The organism is Vibrio sp. 10N.261.51.F12, from assembly GCF_041471725.1.
In the GTDB taxonomy this organism is placed as follows: domain Bacteria; phylum Pseudomonadota; class Gammaproteobacteria; order Enterobacterales; family Vibrionaceae; genus Vibrio.
Genome location: NZ_JBFROV010000009.1, coordinates 1 through 17,194, shown reverse-complemented (window position 1 = coordinate 17,194; position 17,194 = coordinate 1). Strand labels below are relative to the sequence as shown.

Below are 17,194 nucleotides of genomic sequence, written 5' to 3'. Positions count from 1 at the left end.
TCCTGTGGTCCTGTGGTCCTAGACTACGTTTAATGCTCAACCTGTCAAATAATACTGTTAATTCAGTATCCCCATCTAGGAACTAGGAACTGCTCTTCCCCTAAACCATAGGGCCACAGGGCCATTGAACCGCTCTTCCTCCGCCTACAACCCAAACTCCAACCCCACTCGCAAGCTCTCCTGCATACCGTGCAACGCATTCCAATAATTTCCCGACTCACTCGTAGCTCAACCAATGTGCACTTTATTGCGCATGGCCTGCTCTCTACTGTAGCTAGGTATCACTATTCTAAGGACAAAACGATGAAAAAAAACATTAAGCAACAAGGTTTTACCTTGATTGAACTGATGATTGTAGTTGCGGTGATTGGCGTGTTGGCAGCGGTTGCCCTTCCTCAGTATCAAAAGTATGTTGGTAAATCTGAAGCCGCTTCAGCTTTAGCCACACTGTCAGGTTTAAAAACAAACGTAGAAACTTACACATTAGAAAAAGGAAGCTTCCCAAATTCTAGCCAAAATGGCGTTAAAGAACTACTGGGTTTTCCATCCTCGATAAGTAATGCAATTACGTCAATTCAGGGGACGGTGAGTGCAGCAGGAAGCGTTGTCATAGCCTTCTCTGATATACCAAACTCAAGCCCTTCTGTTAAGGGACAAAAGCTTGGATTAATTCGAGACGAAAATGGTGGTTGGAGTTGTAAAAGTACAGCTTCAGAAAACTCAGGAGTCTTACCCAAAGGATGCTCTGAAGATTCAAATCTATAAATGCAATCCAACCTCCCCTCAATCTTGCAGCACGCTAGCCTAATTAGCCCTGCGCAAGCGGAGTCGGTGTTAGATCTCATCGCCACATCGGGCTGTTCCGCGCCCGATGCGGTGCTTGAGCTTAATCTATTCACACCGCAGGAATTAACCCACCAGCTAAGCTTATTGTTTGGCCTTGCGGTTACGCTCATTGATGATTTTGATTTTACTGAGCTGTGCCAACGCTTAGGACTGCGCGATGCCATTACCAATCACAACGCGTTGCCACTTTCTCAATTTAATGGTGTTCTCACTGTCGCGATTGGCGATCCAACCTTACACCATGTTGAGAATGATTTTCGCTTTGCCACTGGTCTGCAAATAGAGCTCGTCTTAGCCAGCCATCAAGACATTCGGGCTGCCGTTCGTCGCTTGTATGGTGATATCGGAGATGCTTGGCAAAACAACAGTAAAGATCTGACGTCTGATGACTTAGCTAACTTGGTGCAAGTCACCGATGCAGAGATAGACAACATCGAGGACTTAAGCCTCGATGAATCACCTGTCAGCCGCTTTATCCAACAAGTGCTCATTGACGCCGTTCGCAAGAAAGCATCCGACATCCACTTCGAGCCCTATGAACACGTCTACCGCATTCGTTTACGCTGTGACGGTATTTTAATTGAAACCCACCAGCCTGCTGGACACCTAAGCCGACGCCTCTCTGCCCGCATTAAAATTTTAGCCAAGCTCGATATTGCTGAGCGGCGTTTACCGCAAGATGGTCGAATTAAACTCAAGCTGTCTGAGCAGGCAGCCGTCGATATGCGAGTCTCTACACTGCCCACGATGTGGGGAGAAAAGATTGTATTGCGGATCCTCGATGGCGGATCGGCAAGTTTAAATATTGATCAGCTTGGCTATACCAAACACCAACGCACACTCTACCTCAATGCGTTAAACAAACCCCAAGGAATGATCCTGATCACGGGTCCTACTGGCAGCGGAAAAACCGTCTCACTCTACACGGGATTGAACATTCTCAATACGCCGGAATGCAATATATCAACGGCAGAAGATCCGGTCGAGATCCATCTTGATGGCATCAACCAAGTCCAAGTTAACCCTAAAATTGGCTTTGGTTTCTCTGAAGCGCTACGATCTTTTCTAAGGCAAGATCCCGATATTGTAATGGTGGGAGAAATTCGAGATGTTGACACCGCTGAGATTGCGGTCAAAGCCGCTCAGACAGGGCACCTAGTGCTTTCTACTTTACACACCAATTCAGCAGTAGAAACCGTGGTTAGATTGCAAAGCATGGGGATCGATGCTTTCAACCTTGCCTCATCCTTATCCCTAATCATCGCACAACGACTGGCTCGCAAACTCTGCACTCATTGTAAAACACCACAAATACTACCGCTCGGGTTACAACACTCTCTCGCCTTATCGCCATCCGTCACTATTTATCAAGCCAACGAGAAAGGCTGCAATGCCTGTAATAATGGGTATGCGGGGCGCACAGGAATCCACGAAGTCATGCCATTCACAGCGGAACTCGCAGAAGCGATCATGCAACATGCGAGTATTCAAGAGCTGGAATCTATCGCGACCGAGCAAGGTATGCTCAGCTTAAAACAGTCTGGTATCGCCAAATTGGAACAAGGGGTTACCAGCTTTAAAGAGCTGCAGCGCGTTCTCTACTTTTAGGTCAACAATGCACAGGCCTTGCCCACAAGCCCTCTTTACATCACGATGAAAGGAATGCCAATGGCTAAGATTCGAGCTATTTCACTGAAAACCTTTCGCTGGAAAGGCATCAACAGCGCAGGTAAAAAGGTGTCTGGTCATACGCTGGCCATGACAGAAAACGAAGTTAGGGACAAGCTCAAAAACCAGCATGTTAAAATTAAAAAAATAACCCGACACAGTGTCTCGTTTTGGACCAAAATTACGCACAGGATTGAACGGCAAGACATCACAACCCTCACGCGACAGCTTGCCACGATGCTCAGTACTGGCATCCCAATCATTCACGCGATAAGGCTCATTGCGGATAATCACACCAAAGCTGAGATGAAGTCGGTGCTAGGACAAATAGGTAAGGCGATTGAAGCTGGAACCCCGATTTCACAGGCAATGCAAATGGCGAGCGTTCATTTTGACAGCTTTTATGTTGATATGGTGGCGACGGGTGAAGCATCAGGTACCTTACCCGATGTATTTGAACGTCTCGCTGTGTATAGAGAGAAACAAGAAGCTCTGAAGTCAAAGGTCATCAAGGCACTTATCTACCCTGGAATGGTGGTACTGGTTTCATTTCTTGTGACTTTTTTAATGCTCACTCAAGTCATTCCAGAGTTTGAAAGTATGTTCAAGGGCTTCAATGCGACGCTGCCTTGGTTCACATTACAGATACTAATGGCCTCCCATTGGCTACAAGCTAATGGGACCTTATTAATAGGCAGCCTTATCGCCAGTATGCTTGGTTTTCGACAGATTAGAAAACACAACGCTCGCTTCAAGTTTCATACTAGCCGCTACTCTCTGAGTCTTCCTGTCATCGGTGGCATCATTAGCAAAGCATCGATTGCGAAATTCAGTCGAACACTTGCTACCAGCTTTAGCTCTGGTATCCCCATCCTTTCTAGTATTCAGGCCAGCGCTAAAACCGCAGACTGTACCTATTATCAACAATCTATATTATCCATTCATAGTGACGTTGTGGCAGGTACTCCCATACACCTCGCCATGCGTAATGCGGAGGCTTTTCCTGAAATGGTGCTACAAATGGTGATGATTGGTGAAGAGTCAGGACAACTCGATGACATGCTCAATAAAATCGCGGCAATTTATGAATTTGAGGTTGATAACACCGTCGATAACCTAGGAAAAATTCTCGAGCCCTTCATTATAGTTTTTTTGGGCACCATAGTCGGTGGGTTAGTGGTAGCGATGTACTTACCCATCTTTAACTTAATGTCCGTAATAGGATAACATAAGCGATTCATATCATTTATTAACGGCGCGCGCGTATTCATGGACATCTTCAGTTATTATCCTTGGCTCTATCCGGTCTTCGCCGCCATCGTTGGGCTTATCGTGGGCAGCTTTCTCAATGTCGTTATCCACCGATTGCCTATAATGATGGAACGCGGTTGGCGTCAAGAGTGTTCTGAAGCATTTCCTGAGCATCATATTACGCCACCTGAAGGGACATTTAACCTAAGCCTTCCTCGTTCTACGTGTCCGAAGTGCCATACCGCGATACGGATTATTGATAATATCCCCGTCATCAGCTGGCTATTGCTTCGTGGAAAATGTCGTGAATGTCAGAATAGAATTAGTGCTCGTTATCCGTGCATTGAAATCCTTACCGCTGTTCTCGCGGCAACGGTAGCAATACAAATGGGCTATAGCGAATATAGTCTAGCCTTAATCGTTTTTACTTTTGTTCTTATCAGTGCCACATTTATCGATTTGGATACGATGTTACTCCCCGATCAACTGACATTACCCTTGATGTGGGCGGGTATTGCCTGTGCTCTATTTGGCATTTCTCCCATCTCTCTTAATGAATCCATCATAGGGGCAATGATGGGATATTTATGTCTATGGTCTGTTTACTGGGGATTTAAGCTGCTCACCGGAAAAGAAGGTATGGGGTATGGCGATTTCAAGCTGCTCGCTGCGCTTGGCGCTTGGCTCGGCTGGTCTCATCTACCGCTTATTGTATTGCTTTCTTCTGTGGTCGGTGTGGTGTTTGGCATCATTCAACTTCGCCTACAAAAGAAAGGGATTGACATGATGTTTCCATTTGGGCCATACCTCGCGATTGCTGGTTGGGTTAGTGCACTTTGGGGTGACACGATTATTCACTATTATTTAATTTCTTTTGTTGGAATGAGCTGATGAGTTTTGTAGTTGGGTTAACTGGAGGCATTGCGAGTGGAAAAACCACCGTTGCTAATCTTTTTCGTGACCAATTCAATATTGAATTAGTTGATGCTGATGTGGTCGCCAGAGACGTTGTCGCCGTGGGTTCTCATGGCCTCAAGGCTATCGAAAAGCACTTCGGCTCATCGATATTATTATCGACTGGAGAACTCGATCGCCATGCATTGCGCGAACGTATTTTTGCCAGTGACGACGACAAAAAGTGGCTCAATAACTTGTTGCACCCGATGATTCGTGAGCAAATGCAGATAATGCTGCAAGCATCGCAGAGCCCCTATACACTTTTTGTCGTACCGTTGTTGATTGAAAACGGCTTAAATAATATGGCAGATCGTGTCTTGGTTGTTGATGTCACTCAGGAAACACAAATTTACCGAACAATGACACGGGACGGTGTACCAGAATCACAAGTGCGTTCTATACTCAAATCACAGGCTGATCGAGAAACTCGATTAGCGTATGCTGATGATGTGATTGATAATAATACAAACAACGCTCAACTTTTGTCCCAAGTCACACAATTACACCAAAAGTACCTAGCATTGTGCAGTCAAAATCGGTGAAAATAACAGGGAAGCGTTTAAAGGCTAGCAAAATGACCACAAATAGATTCGAACACCCTCTTAACGAGAAAACCAGAATTTACCTAAGAGTTGAATCTCTTCTGAGACAGCTTCAGCATTCTTCGTCATTTTCAGACAGCTATCAGCATCAGATTTTCTTTAAATCACTGTTTGATTTGTTGGAGATATTTGAGCAGATGCAGCTCAAAAGCGAATTAGCGAAAGATCTGGAGAAACAAAGACAAACCTATCGATCATGGTTGAACATTGATGATGTTGACCAAGATATGCTAGGTAACCTTCTTCGGGATATCGACGTCGCACATAAAGACCTAATGATGGCAGAACGCTTTGGGCAATCACTAAGAGAAGATCGCTTCCTTAGCACGATTCGTCAACGCTTTGGCTTGCCTGGCGGTTCTTGCTGCTTTGATTTACCCTCTTTGCATTATTGGCTTCACCTTCCACTCGAAAAGCGTATGCATGACACAGAAAAGTGGCTCAATAACCTAAAGCCTTTGATGAACGCCTTAAATATGTGGCTTAAACTCACGAGAGAGACAGGGCGATTAAAGCCACAGATTGCTCGTGCTGGCTTTTATCAAAGTGATGCAGAAGACGCTAACATTCTTAGACTCAGCATTCCTATGGAGTGCGGCGTGTACCCAATGATATCAGGTCATAAAAATAGATTTGCTATCAAATTTATTGCCTTTGAATCCGGACAAGCCTACCCTAACGACGTTGAATTTGAGCTGGCCGTTTGTAGCTAAAAGCTCATTGTCCGAGACTAAAATGTAAATGCGGAACGACTATGACTAAACCAACCATTGTACAATGCCCACAATGCAAAACTGACGTGATATGGAGCGCTGAAGACAGCCCCTTTCGACCTTTTTGCTCTAAGCAATGCCAAATGATCGACTTTGGTGAATGGGCAGATGAAGAAAATGCGATCCCTGGTGCGCCAGATATGTCCGACAGTGATGGATGGTCAGAAGACCAATATTAATTAATATGGTCAAGGTTTGACTAATAAAATACTCACCCTGTTTAGGGTAAGACACCAATAAAAAACGCTGAGATTAGTCTCAGCGTTTTTTATGCATGAACATAAGCGGTTGAACAAAAACAAAATCTAGGCTCGATCACCCATTCACAATCAATTTTATTGCATTAAAGTAAGCCGTCGACATTACAATTTCCGACGTAACAATAATGTGGCAATGAGTAAAAATACAAGACTTGGACCCAGCGCGCCAAATACTGGTGGAATACCATAAACTAAGCTGAGTGGACCAAAAAACTCACTCGATATGTAAAATGTAAATCCAGCTACCACGCCAGATAAAATTCGAGCCCCCATCGTCACACTGCGTAAGGGACCAAAGACAAATGATAATGCCATTAACATCATAACGCCGACCGAGATCGGCTGTGTCGCTTTTCTCCAAAACGCAAGCTCATAACGAGAGGCATCTTGCTCTGATGCCTTGAGATACTTCATATAATCATATAGACCACTAATTGGTAGCTCATTAAGATCAACAGTAACAATCGTTAACTTATCGGGTACCAATGAGGTCTCCCATTGATAAGTGGGGTAACTTTGTTTGGAGAACACCTCAGAGTTTTCTAGGTTAGTGATTTGAACATTGTTCATTACCCAATCATTATCACCAACATAATCCACAGTCTCAGCATAAATAGTACTGGTCAGTTTTTTATCTGCACCAAAACGCCAAAGGTTAAGTCCGGTCAATGTATTGCCGTTAACACTAGAGATAAAAATAAAGTCATTCCCATCGCGAGCCCAGACACCGTTTCTGACAGAGACGATACTCCCCCCTGATGTGGCCTGAAGTCGGAGGTCCCTTGCCATCTGTTGAGTCGTCGGCGCCCCCCATTCCCCTAAGGCCATCACAATAACCATTAACGGTACGGCGGTTTTTAATACCGATAGCCCGATACGAACCTTTGAGATCCCTGCCGCTTGCATAACCACCAGCTCAGAGCTGCTTGCGAGCATTCCTAACCCAATCAAAGACCCTAATAGTGACGCCATAGCAAAAAACAATTCCACATCCCGAGGAATGCCAAGCACCACAAAATACAACGCAGTGAGGAGGTCATAACTGCCTTCACCAACCGCTCGAAGCTGTTCAACATATTTAATGACGGCAGAAAGCCCAACGAAAACAGCAAGCACCAACAAAATTGTCGTAATAATGGTCCGGCCAACATAAACATCTAAAATTTTGAACATAGTCTAGGCTGCCTTTTTCCGTTTATAGCGCTTTTGCTTAAACTTCTCTCTCAATCGACGCATGCCGACTGTATCATAAGCATTGACCATAATAGCGGCCAACAAAAGCGCAATATTGATTGGCCACAGGCCGATATATGACGGAATAGAGCCATCCTCCAATGATGACTTCATCGCACTGATTGCTAAGAAGTAAGTGAAATAAACCAAAATGGCGGGGCCCATTTTTGCAAATTTCCCTTGCCTAGGGTTCACGGCAGACAATGGCACAACGAGCATCGTGAGCAAAGGAATACAAATCACCAATGAAATTCGCCAATGCAATTCAGCTTGCGCTTTTGGATCTGGATTAGACATTAACTCTAATGTTGGAATTGCCATCCACGAACGTCCTCGAGCTTGTGCCTCACGCTGCCCTATCATGCCTTCGTAATCCGAAAACTCGGTGACCATATATTCTAAGCGTGTAGGCGCGCCTTCATAACGCACACCGTCATGCAGCGCGATAATCTGTCGGCCATCACTGAGTTCTTTCACTTCACCTGATTTTGATGAAATAACACTCGGCAACACAGAATCTTGGGGGCTCAATTGGGCAACAAACACATTTTCGAGCTTTTTGTTCTTAATGCTATCGATAAACACCACAGAGGTACCATCCGGAGTACGCTGAAACTGCCCGGTTTGCAATAAGTCGACCGAGTTTTCCGACGCCAACTTTTCACGAATTTGCACTTCTTGTTCTTGTGTCCACGGTGCCAGCCAAAACGCATTAAACGCCGCAAGCGCACACGTAATGCACGCTAAATACATGGCGGCCTGAATCAGAAATTTATTTCCAATCCCGGTTGCATTCATCACTGTTATTTCACTTTCAGCGTAAAGCCGTCCGAAAGTGACCAAAATACCAATGTAGATACTTAACGGAAACATCAGTAACCCCATCGTGGGCATACTAATACCCACGAGAGTCATAATCAGGCCAGCGGGTATATCTCCATCAGAAGCATCCGCTAGCACATTGATAAATTGACGACTGAAAAACACTAAAAAGAGCACAAAAAATATCGCTAATTGGCTCTTAACTGTTTCTCTGATCAAATATCTAACAATAATCACAGTGAAAACACCTATACAAAACTTGTTTTTTTGGTTGAATCGCTATAGTTTTCGGATAAACCTTTTATTTTTTACTTTTTGGATCAATTCTTATCTTACGATTATAGGCCGAATTGGGGACTATGATTCAAACATTGATAATTGATTATCCAACATTTAGTTCTATTTGTCTTTAGGATGTAGGAGTACGCATGGAGTTTAGTGTTAAAAGTGGCAGTCCAGAGAAACAACGCAGTGCATGCATTGTCGTTGGTGTATTTGAGCCACGTCGTCTGTCTCCGGTTGCAGAGCAGCTTGATAAAATCAGTGATGGCTATATTAGCTCTTTGCTACGCCGTGGTGACCTAGAAGGTAAACCAGGGCAAATGCTGCTATTGCATCAAGTCCCAGGTGTGCTCTCAGAGCGTGTACTTTTAGTTGGCTGTGGCAAAGAAAGAGAATTGGGTGAACGTCAGTACAAAGAAATCATCCAAAAAACAATCAGCACCTTGAATGAAACCGGTTCAATGGAAGCCGTTTGTTTCTTAACTGAGTTACACGTTAAAGGTCGTGATACCTACTGGAAGGTACGTCAAGCCGTTGAAGCAACCAAAGATGGTCTTTACACGTTTGATCAGTTCAAGAGCAACAAACCAGAAACTCGCCGTCCTTTGCGCAAGCTAGTCTTCAATGTGCCAACACGCCGAGAATTAAACCTAGGCGAAAAAGCCATCTCTCATGGTCTTGCGATTGCATCGGGTGTTAAGACATCTAAAGATCTTGGCAACATGCCACCTAACATTGCAAATCCAGCCTACTTAGCGTCTCAGGCTCGTCGTCTTGCTGACGATTACGAGACGGTCACCACCAAGATCATTGGTGAGCAAGAGATGGAAAAGCTAGGGATGACCTCTTATCTAGCCGTTGGGCGCGGTTCTAAAAATGAATCCCTGATGTCTATCATGGAATACAAAGGCAACCCGGATTCTGACGCAAAGCCTATCGTACTTATTGGTAAAGGTTTAACCTTCGATTCAGGTGGTATTTCACTCAAGCCAGGTGAAGGCATGGATGAAATGAAGTATGACATGTGTGGCGCAGCTTCTGTCATGGGTACCATGAAAGCTTTGGCAAAGTTGAACCTGCCTATCAATGTGATTGGTATTCTTGCCGGCTGTGAAAACATGCCTGGTAGTAACGCTTATCGCCCTGGTGACATTTTAACGACGATGTCAGGCCAAACCGTTGAAGTACTTAATACCGACGCAGAAGGTCGCTTAGTGCTTTGTGATGCCCTTACTTACGTTGAGCGCTTTGAACCTGAATGTGTTGTTGATGTTGCAACGCTAACCGGTGCATGTGTTATCGCTCTGGGTCATCACATCAGTGGTGTCCTTTCTAACCATAACCCATTGTCTCATGAACTGGTTAACGCTTCAGAGCAGGCTGGCGATCGCGCTTGGCGCCTACCAATGGCCGATGAGTACCAAGAACAACTTAGCAGCCCATTTGCCGATATGGCGAATATTGGTGGTCGTCCTGGTGGCACCATTACCGCAGGTTGTTTCTTATCCCGCTTCACTAAGAAGTATCATTGGGCACACTTAGATATTGCAGGCACCGCTTGGAAATCAGGTAAAGCGAAAGGATCAACAGGTCGCCCTGTCTCCCTGCTTGTCCAATTCTTACTCAATCGAAGTGGCCACGAAACTGAAGAATAAAAAAAAGGGCCTAACGGCCCTTTTACTTTTTAGGTAGTTATGCAAACTGCAACATTTTATATCGTTGAAGAAGAAAGCCTGGAAAATACAGAACCAGGCTTTTTGGCTTATGTTCATTATCTTTGCCGACATTTTACTGGCCAAGGTGCCAAAATCTATCTCAATGCCACCGACCGAGTCTCCGCAGAAGCTTGGGCTGAATACTTTTGGCAGATTGATGCTAGCGCGTTTATCGCTCACAATTTAGTCGGTGAGGGGCCTAAAAATGGCACCCCTGTAGAGATTGGATTTGATGGCTTAAAGCCGAGCTGGAATCGTCAGTTGGTGATAAATGTTGCCGAGACGCACTCAACCTTTGCCCAGACATTCGCTCAAGTGGTAGACTTCGTGCCTTGCGAAGAAAAAGCAAAGCAACTTGCTCGAGAAAGGTATAAAATTTACCGACAAGCAGGCTATCAGCTGCAGACCATCGAGATTCAGCATACCGAATCCTAATCACGGTCAATCCTTATAGGTAAGCGATAATCACGCTTAATTATAAGGTTTGGCAGATTTCTTTCACAGAATTAATAAGTTAAGTATCCAGAACGCTATGGAAAAGACATACAACCCAACATCAATCGAACAAGCCCTATATCAAGCTTGGGAAGAGAAAGGCTACTTTAAGCCACACGGTGACACCTCAAAAGAAGCTTACAGCATCATGATCCCGCCACCGAACGTCACTGGTAGCCTGCACATGGGCCATGCCTTCCAAGACACCATCATGGACACACTTATCCGTGCACAGCGTATGAAAGGTAAAAATACGCTATGGCAAGTCGGCACCGACCACGCGGGTATTGCCACTCAAATGGTTGTCGAGCGTAAGATCGCTGCTGAAGAAGGCAAAACAAAACACGACTACGGTCGTGAAGCGTTTATCGATAAAATCTGGGAATGGAAAGCAGAGTCTGGTGGCACGATCACCCAGCAACTGCGTCGTCTTGGTGCTTCTGTTGATTGGGATCGTGAACGATTCACAATGGACGATGGCCTATCGGCTGCAACTCAAGAAGTGTTTGTTCGTCTATACGAAGAAGACCTAATCTACCGTGGTAAGCGTCTAGTAAACTGGGATCCTAAACTGCACACTGCAATTTCTGATCTTGAAGTTGAAAACAAAGACAAAAAAGGTTTCATGTGGCACTTCCGTTACCCATTAGCGAACGGTGTGAAAACGGCTGATGGTAAAGACTACATTGTCGTTGCTACGACTCGTCCAGAAACCATGCTTGGTGATACTGGCGTCGCGGTTAACCCAGAAGATCCTCGTTATAAAGATCTCATCGGTAAAGACATCCTACTTCCTGTTGTTAACCGCCTTATCCCTATCGTAGGTGATGAACACGCAGACATGGAGAAAGGCACGGGTTGTGTGAAAGTCACACCTGCTCATGACTTTAACGATTATGAAGTAGGTAAGCGCAACAACCTACCAATGATCAACATCCTAACGTTCAACGCTGATATCCGTGATGCTGCTGAAGTATTCACGACTAACGGCGAAGAAAGCGATGTTTATTCAACAGAGATCCCTGCTAAGTACCAAGGCATGGAGCGTTTTGCTGCGCGTAAAGCTATCGTTGCTGAGTTCGATGAACTTGGTCTTCTTGAAGAGATCAAAGATCACGACCTAACCGTTCCTTACGGCGACCGTGGTGGTGTGGTTATCGAACCAATGCTAACTGACCAATGGTATGTGCGTACCGCTCCTCTTGCTGCACCTGCTGTTAAAGCCGTTGAAGATGGTGAGATCCAATTCGTACCTAAGCAATACGAAAACATGTACTTCGCGTGGATGCGTGATGTGCAAGACTGGTGTATCTCTCGTCAACTTTGGTGGGGCCACCGTATCCCGGCATGGTACGACAACGACGGAAAAGTATACGTAGGTCGCACTGAAGAAGAAGTGCGTGAAAAGAATAACCTAGCGCCTGTTATTGTGCTTAAGCAAGATAATGATGTCCTAGATACATGGTTCTCTTCTGCACTTTGGACATTTGGCACGCAAGGCTGGCCTGAAGATACAGAAGCCCTGAAAACATTCCACCCATCTGAAGTACTAGTATCGGGTTTTGATATTATCTTCTTCTGGGTTGCTCGCATGATCATGATGACCATGCACTTCGTGAAAGACGAAGACGGCAAAGCTCAAGTTCCTTTCAAAACCGTTTACATGACAGGTCTTATCCGTGATGAAAATGGCGACAAAATGTCCAAGTCGAAAGGTAACGTGCTTGACCCAATCGACATGATTGATGGTATCGGCCTTGAAGAGTTAGTAGAAAAGCGTTGTGGCAACATGATGCAACCTAAACTAGCGGCTAAGATCGAGAAAGCAACACGTAAGACTTTCGAAAACGGTATCGAACCGTACGGTACGGATGCGCTGCGTTTCACTCTTGCTGCTATGGCTTCAACTGGCCGCGATATCAACTGGGATATGAAGCGTCTAGAGGGTTACCGTAACTTCTGTAACAAGCTATGGAACGCAAGTCGTTACGTACTGATGAATACAGAAGAGCACGATTGTGGCATGTCACTGTCTACCGAAGACCGTGCAAACATGGAGTTCTCTCTTGCCGATAAGTGGATTGAATCTCAGTTTGAAGTTGCAGCAAAAGAGTTTAACGCTCACCTAGACAACTACCGTCTAGACATGGCGGCAAACACGCTTTATGAATTCATCTGGAACCAATTCTGTGACTGGTACCTAGAGCTAACTAAACCTGTTCTTTGGAAGGGTACTGAAGCTCAACAACAAGCAACGCGTTACACGCTTATCACGGTTCTAGAGAAAACGTTGCGCCTTGCTCATCCTGTGCTTCCTTATATCACAGAATCAATCTGGCAGAGTGTTAAGCCATTGATTGAAGGTGTTGAAGGCGAGACCATCATGACTCAAGCACTTCCTCAGTTTAATGAAGATAACTTCAATGCTGAAATCGTTGACGACATTGAGTGGGTTAAGACTTTCATTACGGCAATTCGTAATCTTCGTGCAGAATATGACATCGCACCAAGCAAAGGCTTAGAGGTGATGATCAAGGTTGCTGATGAGACGGATGCTACTCGTATCGAAGCAAACAAGATCGTCCTAACCTCTCTAGCCAAACTTGATGACATCAAGATTTTAGCGGTTGGAGAAGAAACACCGGCTTGTGCCACCAAGCTTGTTGGAAAATCTGAACTGATGATTCCAATGGCTGGCCTTATCGATAAGGATGCTGAACTTGCACGACTCGATAAAGAAGTGAGCAAGATTCAGGGTGAGATTAAGCGTACTGAAGGCAAGCTAAGCAATGAAGGGTTTGTTGCGAAAGCGCCTGAAGCGGTTATCACTAAAGAACGTGAAAAACTGGACGGCTATAAAGAAACGTTAATTAAACTAGAAGAACAGAAACAAACCATTGCCTCACTTTAATGAGTAATGATTAAGCTTCACATAAGCTTCTATTAACGCTGGCTATTATAGTAAAAAACCGAGAGTGATAACTCTCGGTTTTTTTTATTCATTTAATATGACGGCAGACTATTTCAACACAGACTCGAGAGCTTTTAAGCACAACGCTACGTTTTCTTTGCGTGCCGCATACCCCATTAGCCCTATCCGCCATGCCTTACCGGCAAGCGCGCCTAAGCCTGAACCAATCTCCAGGTTATACTCTTCTAAAAGCTGTTGACGAACAGCAGCGTCATTGACACCCTCAGGAAAATAAACGGCGTTAAGTTGAGGCAATCGGCTTTCTTTCTCGACGACAAAAGTTAGCCCAAGTTTCTCTAAACCATCAGCCAATAATAAGTGCATGTCTTTGTGTCGTTGCCACGCGCGCTCAAGCCCTTCATTTTTCAACAGTACTAGCGATTCGTGCAGTGCATATAAGCTGTTGACGGGTGCAGTATGGTGGTAACTTCGCTTTCCTTCACCGCTCCAATACCCCAACACTAAACTTTGGTCTAGAAACCAACTTTGCACCGGCGTTTTCCGAGTTTTGATACTTTCAATCGCCAAAGGTGAGAGTGTCACTGGTGATAAACCAGGGACGCATGAAAGACATTTTTGGCTACCTGAATAAACCGCATCGAGTTGCCACTCATCAACAAGCAAAGGTACGCCACCTAACGAAGTCACGGCATCGACTATCGTCAGCATATTATTTTTCTTTGCTATCTGTCCTAGGCGCTTTGCATCGCTCACCGCACCCGTAGAAGTTTCAGCATGTACAAAGGCTAATAAGACCGCATCAGGGTTTTCTTCGATCGCTCGTTCGACTTTATCAATAGAAACTGGCTGCCCCCATTCGTCATCAACAACAATGGCTTGCCCGCCACAGCGAACCACATTTTCTCTCATGCGGTCGCCAAACACGCCGTTACGACAGACAATGACCTTATCCCCAGGCTCAATCAAATTGACAAAGCACGTTTCCATACCAGCGCTTCCAGGAGCAGAAACAGCAATAGTAAAGTCATTCTCTGTCTGAAACGCATATTTGAGCAACACCTTAAGCTCATCCATCATTCCGATAAACAACGGGTCGAGGTGGCCAATTGTCGGACGGCTCAATGCTTGTAAAACTTGTGGTGAGATATCAGAGGGGCCCGGTCCCATAAGCGTTCGATGTGGAGGGATAAAGCTAGAGATGGTCATAACAAATCCTTTTATTTTCTAATAATAATGAGTAAAAGATCTCTAAGGATAAATAGTTTGTTCTACAACGCATCTTAAATCAACAATTTCGCAACAACTTTGCTTTCTAGTATTTTTATTAATTTACACGTTCTTCATTGACATTTTCATTGTAAAAACGTTGAATAAACACGCTATCAAGCAGAAGAGGAGCACTGCCCAGGCAAGTGACAATGTGGAGCTTCAACTCCAATACATATCACCCATGGGGAGCAGTGCCGAGATAAGCTAAATTTGATGAGTTAGTTTATCGGTTAAACGGGCTGAATCCCTTTAACTGTCACCAAGCACATTGGTGAAGAGCTTCTGAGGTCTATTCTACTGTTGTATTCCTCTACTCTTAATTTCTCTTCAAAACATCGGACGTTGGGCAATTGCCCATGATATTACATTTGGAAATCCTGGAGAAAACTGTGAGCGCATTCAATGTAGCTAAATTTGGTGGCACAAGCGTAGCCAACTTCGAAGCAATGAGCCGTTGTGCTGAAATTATCGAAAATAACCCTGAAACAAAACTGGTGGTCATTAGTGCATGTTCAGGCGTGACGAATATATTGGTAGAGCTTGCTAACGGCGTAAAAGATGATGCCCGAAGAGCAGAGCTTATCGATAAACTAAGATCTATCCATGACAACATTATGGATAGCCTAAATGACGCGAGCTCAATTAAAGATCGTATTAATGCACTCATAGAGAAAATCACCACTTTATCTGAAGTAGCATGCATCGATGTCACCGCAAAACTGACCGACCACCTAGTGGCTTGTGGTGAAAGAATGTCAACACACATCCTTTCACAACTTATGAAAGAACGTGGCATCAACGCGATTCGATTTGATATTCGTGAAGTACTAAGAACAGATAATAACTACGGAAAAGCCGAGCCAGACCTTGAAGCAACAAAAATACTCGCAGACACCAAGCTAATCCCTTTATGTCAGGAACATGTTGTAATTACACAAGGGTTCATTGGTGCTGATGCTGATGGAGAGACCACAACGCTAGGTCGCGGAGGAAGTGATTATAGTGCAGCACTTATTGCGGAAGCAGTCGAAGCAAGTGGGCTAGAAATCTGGACTGATGTCCCTGGTATCTATACAACCGACCCTAGAATTGCCCCCAATGCTCGTCCAATCCCTGAGATTAGCTTTAGCGAAGCCTCTGAAATGGCTAACTTTGGTGCCAAAATCTTGCACCCATCCACTCTTTTACCAGCGTTAAGGCATCAAATTCCAGTTTTTGTGGGCTCATCTAAAGCACCACAAGACGGTGGAACTTGGGTTCGTCAAACTGTAGAAAGCGCGCCTCTATTCAGAGCACTAGCGCTTCGTAATAATCAGACGATGGTTACGCTACGTAACCCTAAAATGTTCCAAGCCTATGGATTTTTGGCAGACGTTTTCACGATACTTGCCAAGCATAAGATCTCCGTTGATCTTATCACCACATCAGAAGTAAGCGTCTCATTAACACTCGATCAGACCGACACAAGTGGTCACGCACCTGAACTACCCGCCGATGTAAAACAAGAATTAGAAGAGCTCTGTACGGTAGAAGTCAAACAAGGCCTGAGCCTAGTAGCCTTAATTGGTAATAAAATGAGCGAGAAGAAAGGATCTGCGAAAGCAGTGTTTGGCACGCTCGAAGCATTTAACCTTCGCATGATTTGTTACGGAGCAAGTCCACATAATTTATGTTTCTTACTTGATGCCGAAGTGGCAAAAGAGGCCGTGAGAAGGCTGCACGTCGACCTATTTGAATAATGTAACGTAGAACCTAGTCGTCATTAAACCTAAGCTCAAGCTACCCACTTGAGCTTTTTTAACACTTAACATTAATAGCGCTCACAGACATCAACGACTATGTGAAAATAAGTACTTTAAGACTAATAATCTTAATTTTTATTTTGTACAGACGTAAAAAAGCCCTAGTCTTTCGACTAGGGCTTAGTATAAGTGGCGGAGTGGACGGGACTCGAACCCGCGACCCCCGGCGTGACAGGCCGGTATTCTAACCAACTGAACTACCACTCCGCAGTGTCTATTCAGCATAATGCTATTTCTTGTTCTCATCTTTCATTAAAAAGATAACAACGAAATTAAAGCCTGGCGAT

14 protein-coding genes, 1 tRNA gene and 1 riboswitch are annotated in these 17,194 nt (G+C 44.7%); of the genes, 11 read left to right on the top strand and 4 right to left on the bottom strand.

The window, feature by feature from the left end:
- Nucleotides 1-303 precede the first annotated feature (303 nt).
- The 7 genes from AB4405_RS04840 to yacG are packed head-to-tail and all read left to right on the top strand — an operon-like array spanning nt 304 to nt 6,276.
- Nucleotides 304-765: a pilin gene (locus AB4405_RS04840; protein WP_372059851.1), complete on the top strand. Its 462-nt coding sequence runs from the start codon at nt 304-306 to the stop codon at nt 763-765.
- Entirely contained in the window at nt 766-2,454 is a 1,689-nt protein-coding gene (pilB, locus tag AB4405_RS04835) for a type IV-A pilus assembly ATPase PilB (protein WP_372059850.1), read from the top strand.
- A 60-nt stretch (nt 2,455-2,514) separates the two neighbouring features.
- On the top strand, nt 2,515-3,741 hold the full coding sequence (locus tag AB4405_RS04830; RefSeq protein ID WP_372059848.1) for a type II secretion system F family protein: 1,227 nt from the start codon (nt 2,515-2,517) through the stop codon (nt 3,739-3,741).
- A 42-nt stretch (nt 3,742-3,783) separates the two neighbouring features.
- On the top strand, nt 3,784-4,656 hold the full coding sequence (locus AB4405_RS04825; RefSeq protein ID WP_372059847.1) for an A24 family peptidase: 873 nt from the start codon (nt 3,784-3,786) through the stop codon (nt 4,654-4,656).
- Nucleotides 4,656-5,264, top strand: a complete 609-nt coding sequence (coaE, locus tag AB4405_RS04820; RefSeq protein WP_102469769.1) for a dephospho-CoA kinase — start codon at nt 4,656-4,658, stop codon at nt 5,262-5,264. The genes AB4405_RS04825 and coaE overlap by 1 nt, the downstream gene beginning before the upstream one ends.
- A gap of 32 nt (nt 5,265-5,296) precedes the next feature.
- The gene (gene zapD / locus AB4405_RS04815; protein WP_102469768.1) at nt 5,297-6,037 is read left to right on the top strand and encodes a cell division protein ZapD; all 741 of its coding nucleotides are present in this window, start codon (nt 5,297-5,299) and stop codon (nt 6,035-6,037) included.
- 41 nt (nt 6,038-6,078) lie between these two features.
- Nucleotides 6,079-6,276: a DNA gyrase inhibitor YacG gene (gene yacG / locus AB4405_RS04810; RefSeq protein WP_102469767.1), complete on the top strand. Its 198-nt coding sequence runs from the start codon at nt 6,079-6,081 to the stop codon at nt 6,274-6,276.
- A gap of 183 nt (nt 6,277-6,459) precedes the next feature.
- Here yacG and lptG read toward each other — a convergent pair whose 3' ends face one another.
- The gene (gene lptG / locus AB4405_RS04805; protein ID WP_102469766.1) at nt 6,460-7,530 is read right to left on the bottom strand and encodes an LPS export ABC transporter permease LptG; all 1,071 of its coding nucleotides are present in this window, start codon (nt 7,528-7,530) and stop codon (nt 6,460-6,462) included.
- A gap of 3 nt (nt 7,531-7,533) precedes the next feature.
- On the bottom strand, nt 7,534-8,649 hold the full coding sequence (lptF, locus tag AB4405_RS04800; RefSeq protein WP_102469765.1) for an LPS export ABC transporter permease LptF: 1,116 nt from the start codon (nt 8,647-8,649) through the stop codon (nt 7,534-7,536).
- A gap of 191 nt (nt 8,650-8,840) precedes the next feature.
- Here lptF and pepA point away from each other — a divergent pair, with 191 nt between their 5' ends.
- From pepA to AB4405_RS04785, 3 genes are all read left to right on the top strand, one after another.
- Nucleotides 8,841-10,349, top strand: coding sequence for a leucyl aminopeptidase (gene pepA, locus AB4405_RS04795; protein ID WP_102469764.1), 1,509 nt, complete (start codon nt 8,841-8,843; stop codon nt 10,347-10,349).
- Between the two features lie 39 nt (nt 10,350-10,388).
- Nucleotides 10,389-10,844, top strand: coding sequence for a DNA polymerase III subunit chi (locus tag AB4405_RS04790; protein WP_372059846.1), 456 nt, complete (start codon nt 10,389-10,391; stop codon nt 10,842-10,844).
- A gap of 97 nt (nt 10,845-10,941) precedes the next feature.
- Nucleotides 10,942-13,815, top strand: a complete 2,874-nt coding sequence (locus tag AB4405_RS04785) for a valine--tRNA ligase (protein WP_102469762.1) — start codon at nt 10,942-10,944, stop codon at nt 13,813-13,815.
- Nucleotides 13,816-13,923: 108 nt separating this feature from the next.
- Here AB4405_RS04785 and AB4405_RS04780 read toward each other — a convergent pair whose 3' ends face one another.
- Nucleotides 13,924-15,042 carry an alanine--glyoxylate aminotransferase family protein gene (locus AB4405_RS04780; RefSeq protein WP_372059845.1) on the bottom strand — a complete coding sequence of 373 codons (1,119 nt, stop codon included), beginning with the start codon at nt 15,040-15,042 and terminating at the stop codon, nt 13,924-13,926.
- Nucleotides 15,043-15,218: 176 nt separating this feature from the next.
- Nucleotides 15,219-15,395: riboswitch (Lysine riboswitch) on the top strand.
- A 99-nt stretch (nt 15,396-15,494) separates the two neighbouring features.
- Between AB4405_RS04780 and lysC the strand changes: the two genes are divergently transcribed.
- Nucleotides 15,495-16,844, top strand: coding sequence for a lysine-sensitive aspartokinase 3 (gene lysC, locus AB4405_RS04775; protein ID WP_372059843.1), 1,350 nt, complete (start codon nt 15,495-15,497; stop codon nt 16,842-16,844).
- A 193-nt stretch (nt 16,845-17,037) separates the two neighbouring features.
- Here the strand turns inward: lysC and AB4405_RS04770 are convergent.
- A tRNA-Asp gene (locus tag AB4405_RS04770) sits at nt 17,038-17,114 on the bottom strand.
- Nucleotides 17,115-17,194: the final 80 nt, after the last annotated feature.

Excerpts from the sequence above, each read along its gene's own strand:
- AB4405_RS04840 (WP_372059851.1), top strand. The coding sequence starts at position 304 with ATGAAAAAAAACATTAAGCAACAAGGTTTTACCTTGATTGAACTGATG.
- pilB (WP_372059850.1), top strand. The coding sequence starts at position 766 with ATGCAATCCAACCTCCCCTCAATCTTGCAGCACGCTAGCCTAATTAGC.
- AB4405_RS04830 (WP_372059848.1), top strand. The coding sequence starts at position 2,515 with ATGGCTAAGATTCGAGCTATTTCACTGAAAACCTTTCGCTGGAAAGGC.
- AB4405_RS04825 (WP_372059847.1), top strand. The coding sequence starts at position 3,784 with ATGGACATCTTCAGTTATTATCCTTGGCTCTATCCGGTCTTCGCCGCC.
- coaE (WP_102469769.1), top strand. The coding sequence starts at position 4,656 with ATGAGTTTTGTAGTTGGGTTAACTGGAGGCATTGCGAGTGGAAAAACC.
- zapD (WP_102469768.1), top strand. The coding sequence starts at position 5,297 with ATGACCACAAATAGATTCGAACACCCTCTTAACGAGAAAACCAGAATT.
- yacG (WP_102469767.1), top strand. The coding sequence starts at position 6,079 with ATGACTAAACCAACCATTGTACAATGCCCACAATGCAAAACTGACGTG.
- lptG (WP_102469766.1), bottom strand. The coding sequence starts at position 7,530 with ATGTTCAAAATTTTAGATGTTTATGTTGGCCGGACCATTATTACGACA.
- pepA (WP_102469764.1), top strand. The coding sequence starts at position 8,841 with ATGGAGTTTAGTGTTAAAAGTGGCAGTCCAGAGAAACAACGCAGTGCA.
- AB4405_RS04790 (WP_372059846.1), top strand. The coding sequence starts at position 10,389 with ATGCAAACTGCAACATTTTATATCGTTGAAGAAGAAAGCCTGGAAAAT.
- AB4405_RS04785 (WP_102469762.1), top strand. The coding sequence starts at position 10,942 with ATGGAAAAGACATACAACCCAACATCAATCGAACAAGCCCTATATCAA.
- AB4405_RS04780 (WP_372059845.1), bottom strand. The coding sequence starts at position 15,042 with ATGACCATCTCTAGCTTTATCCCTCCACATCGAACGCTTATGGGACCG.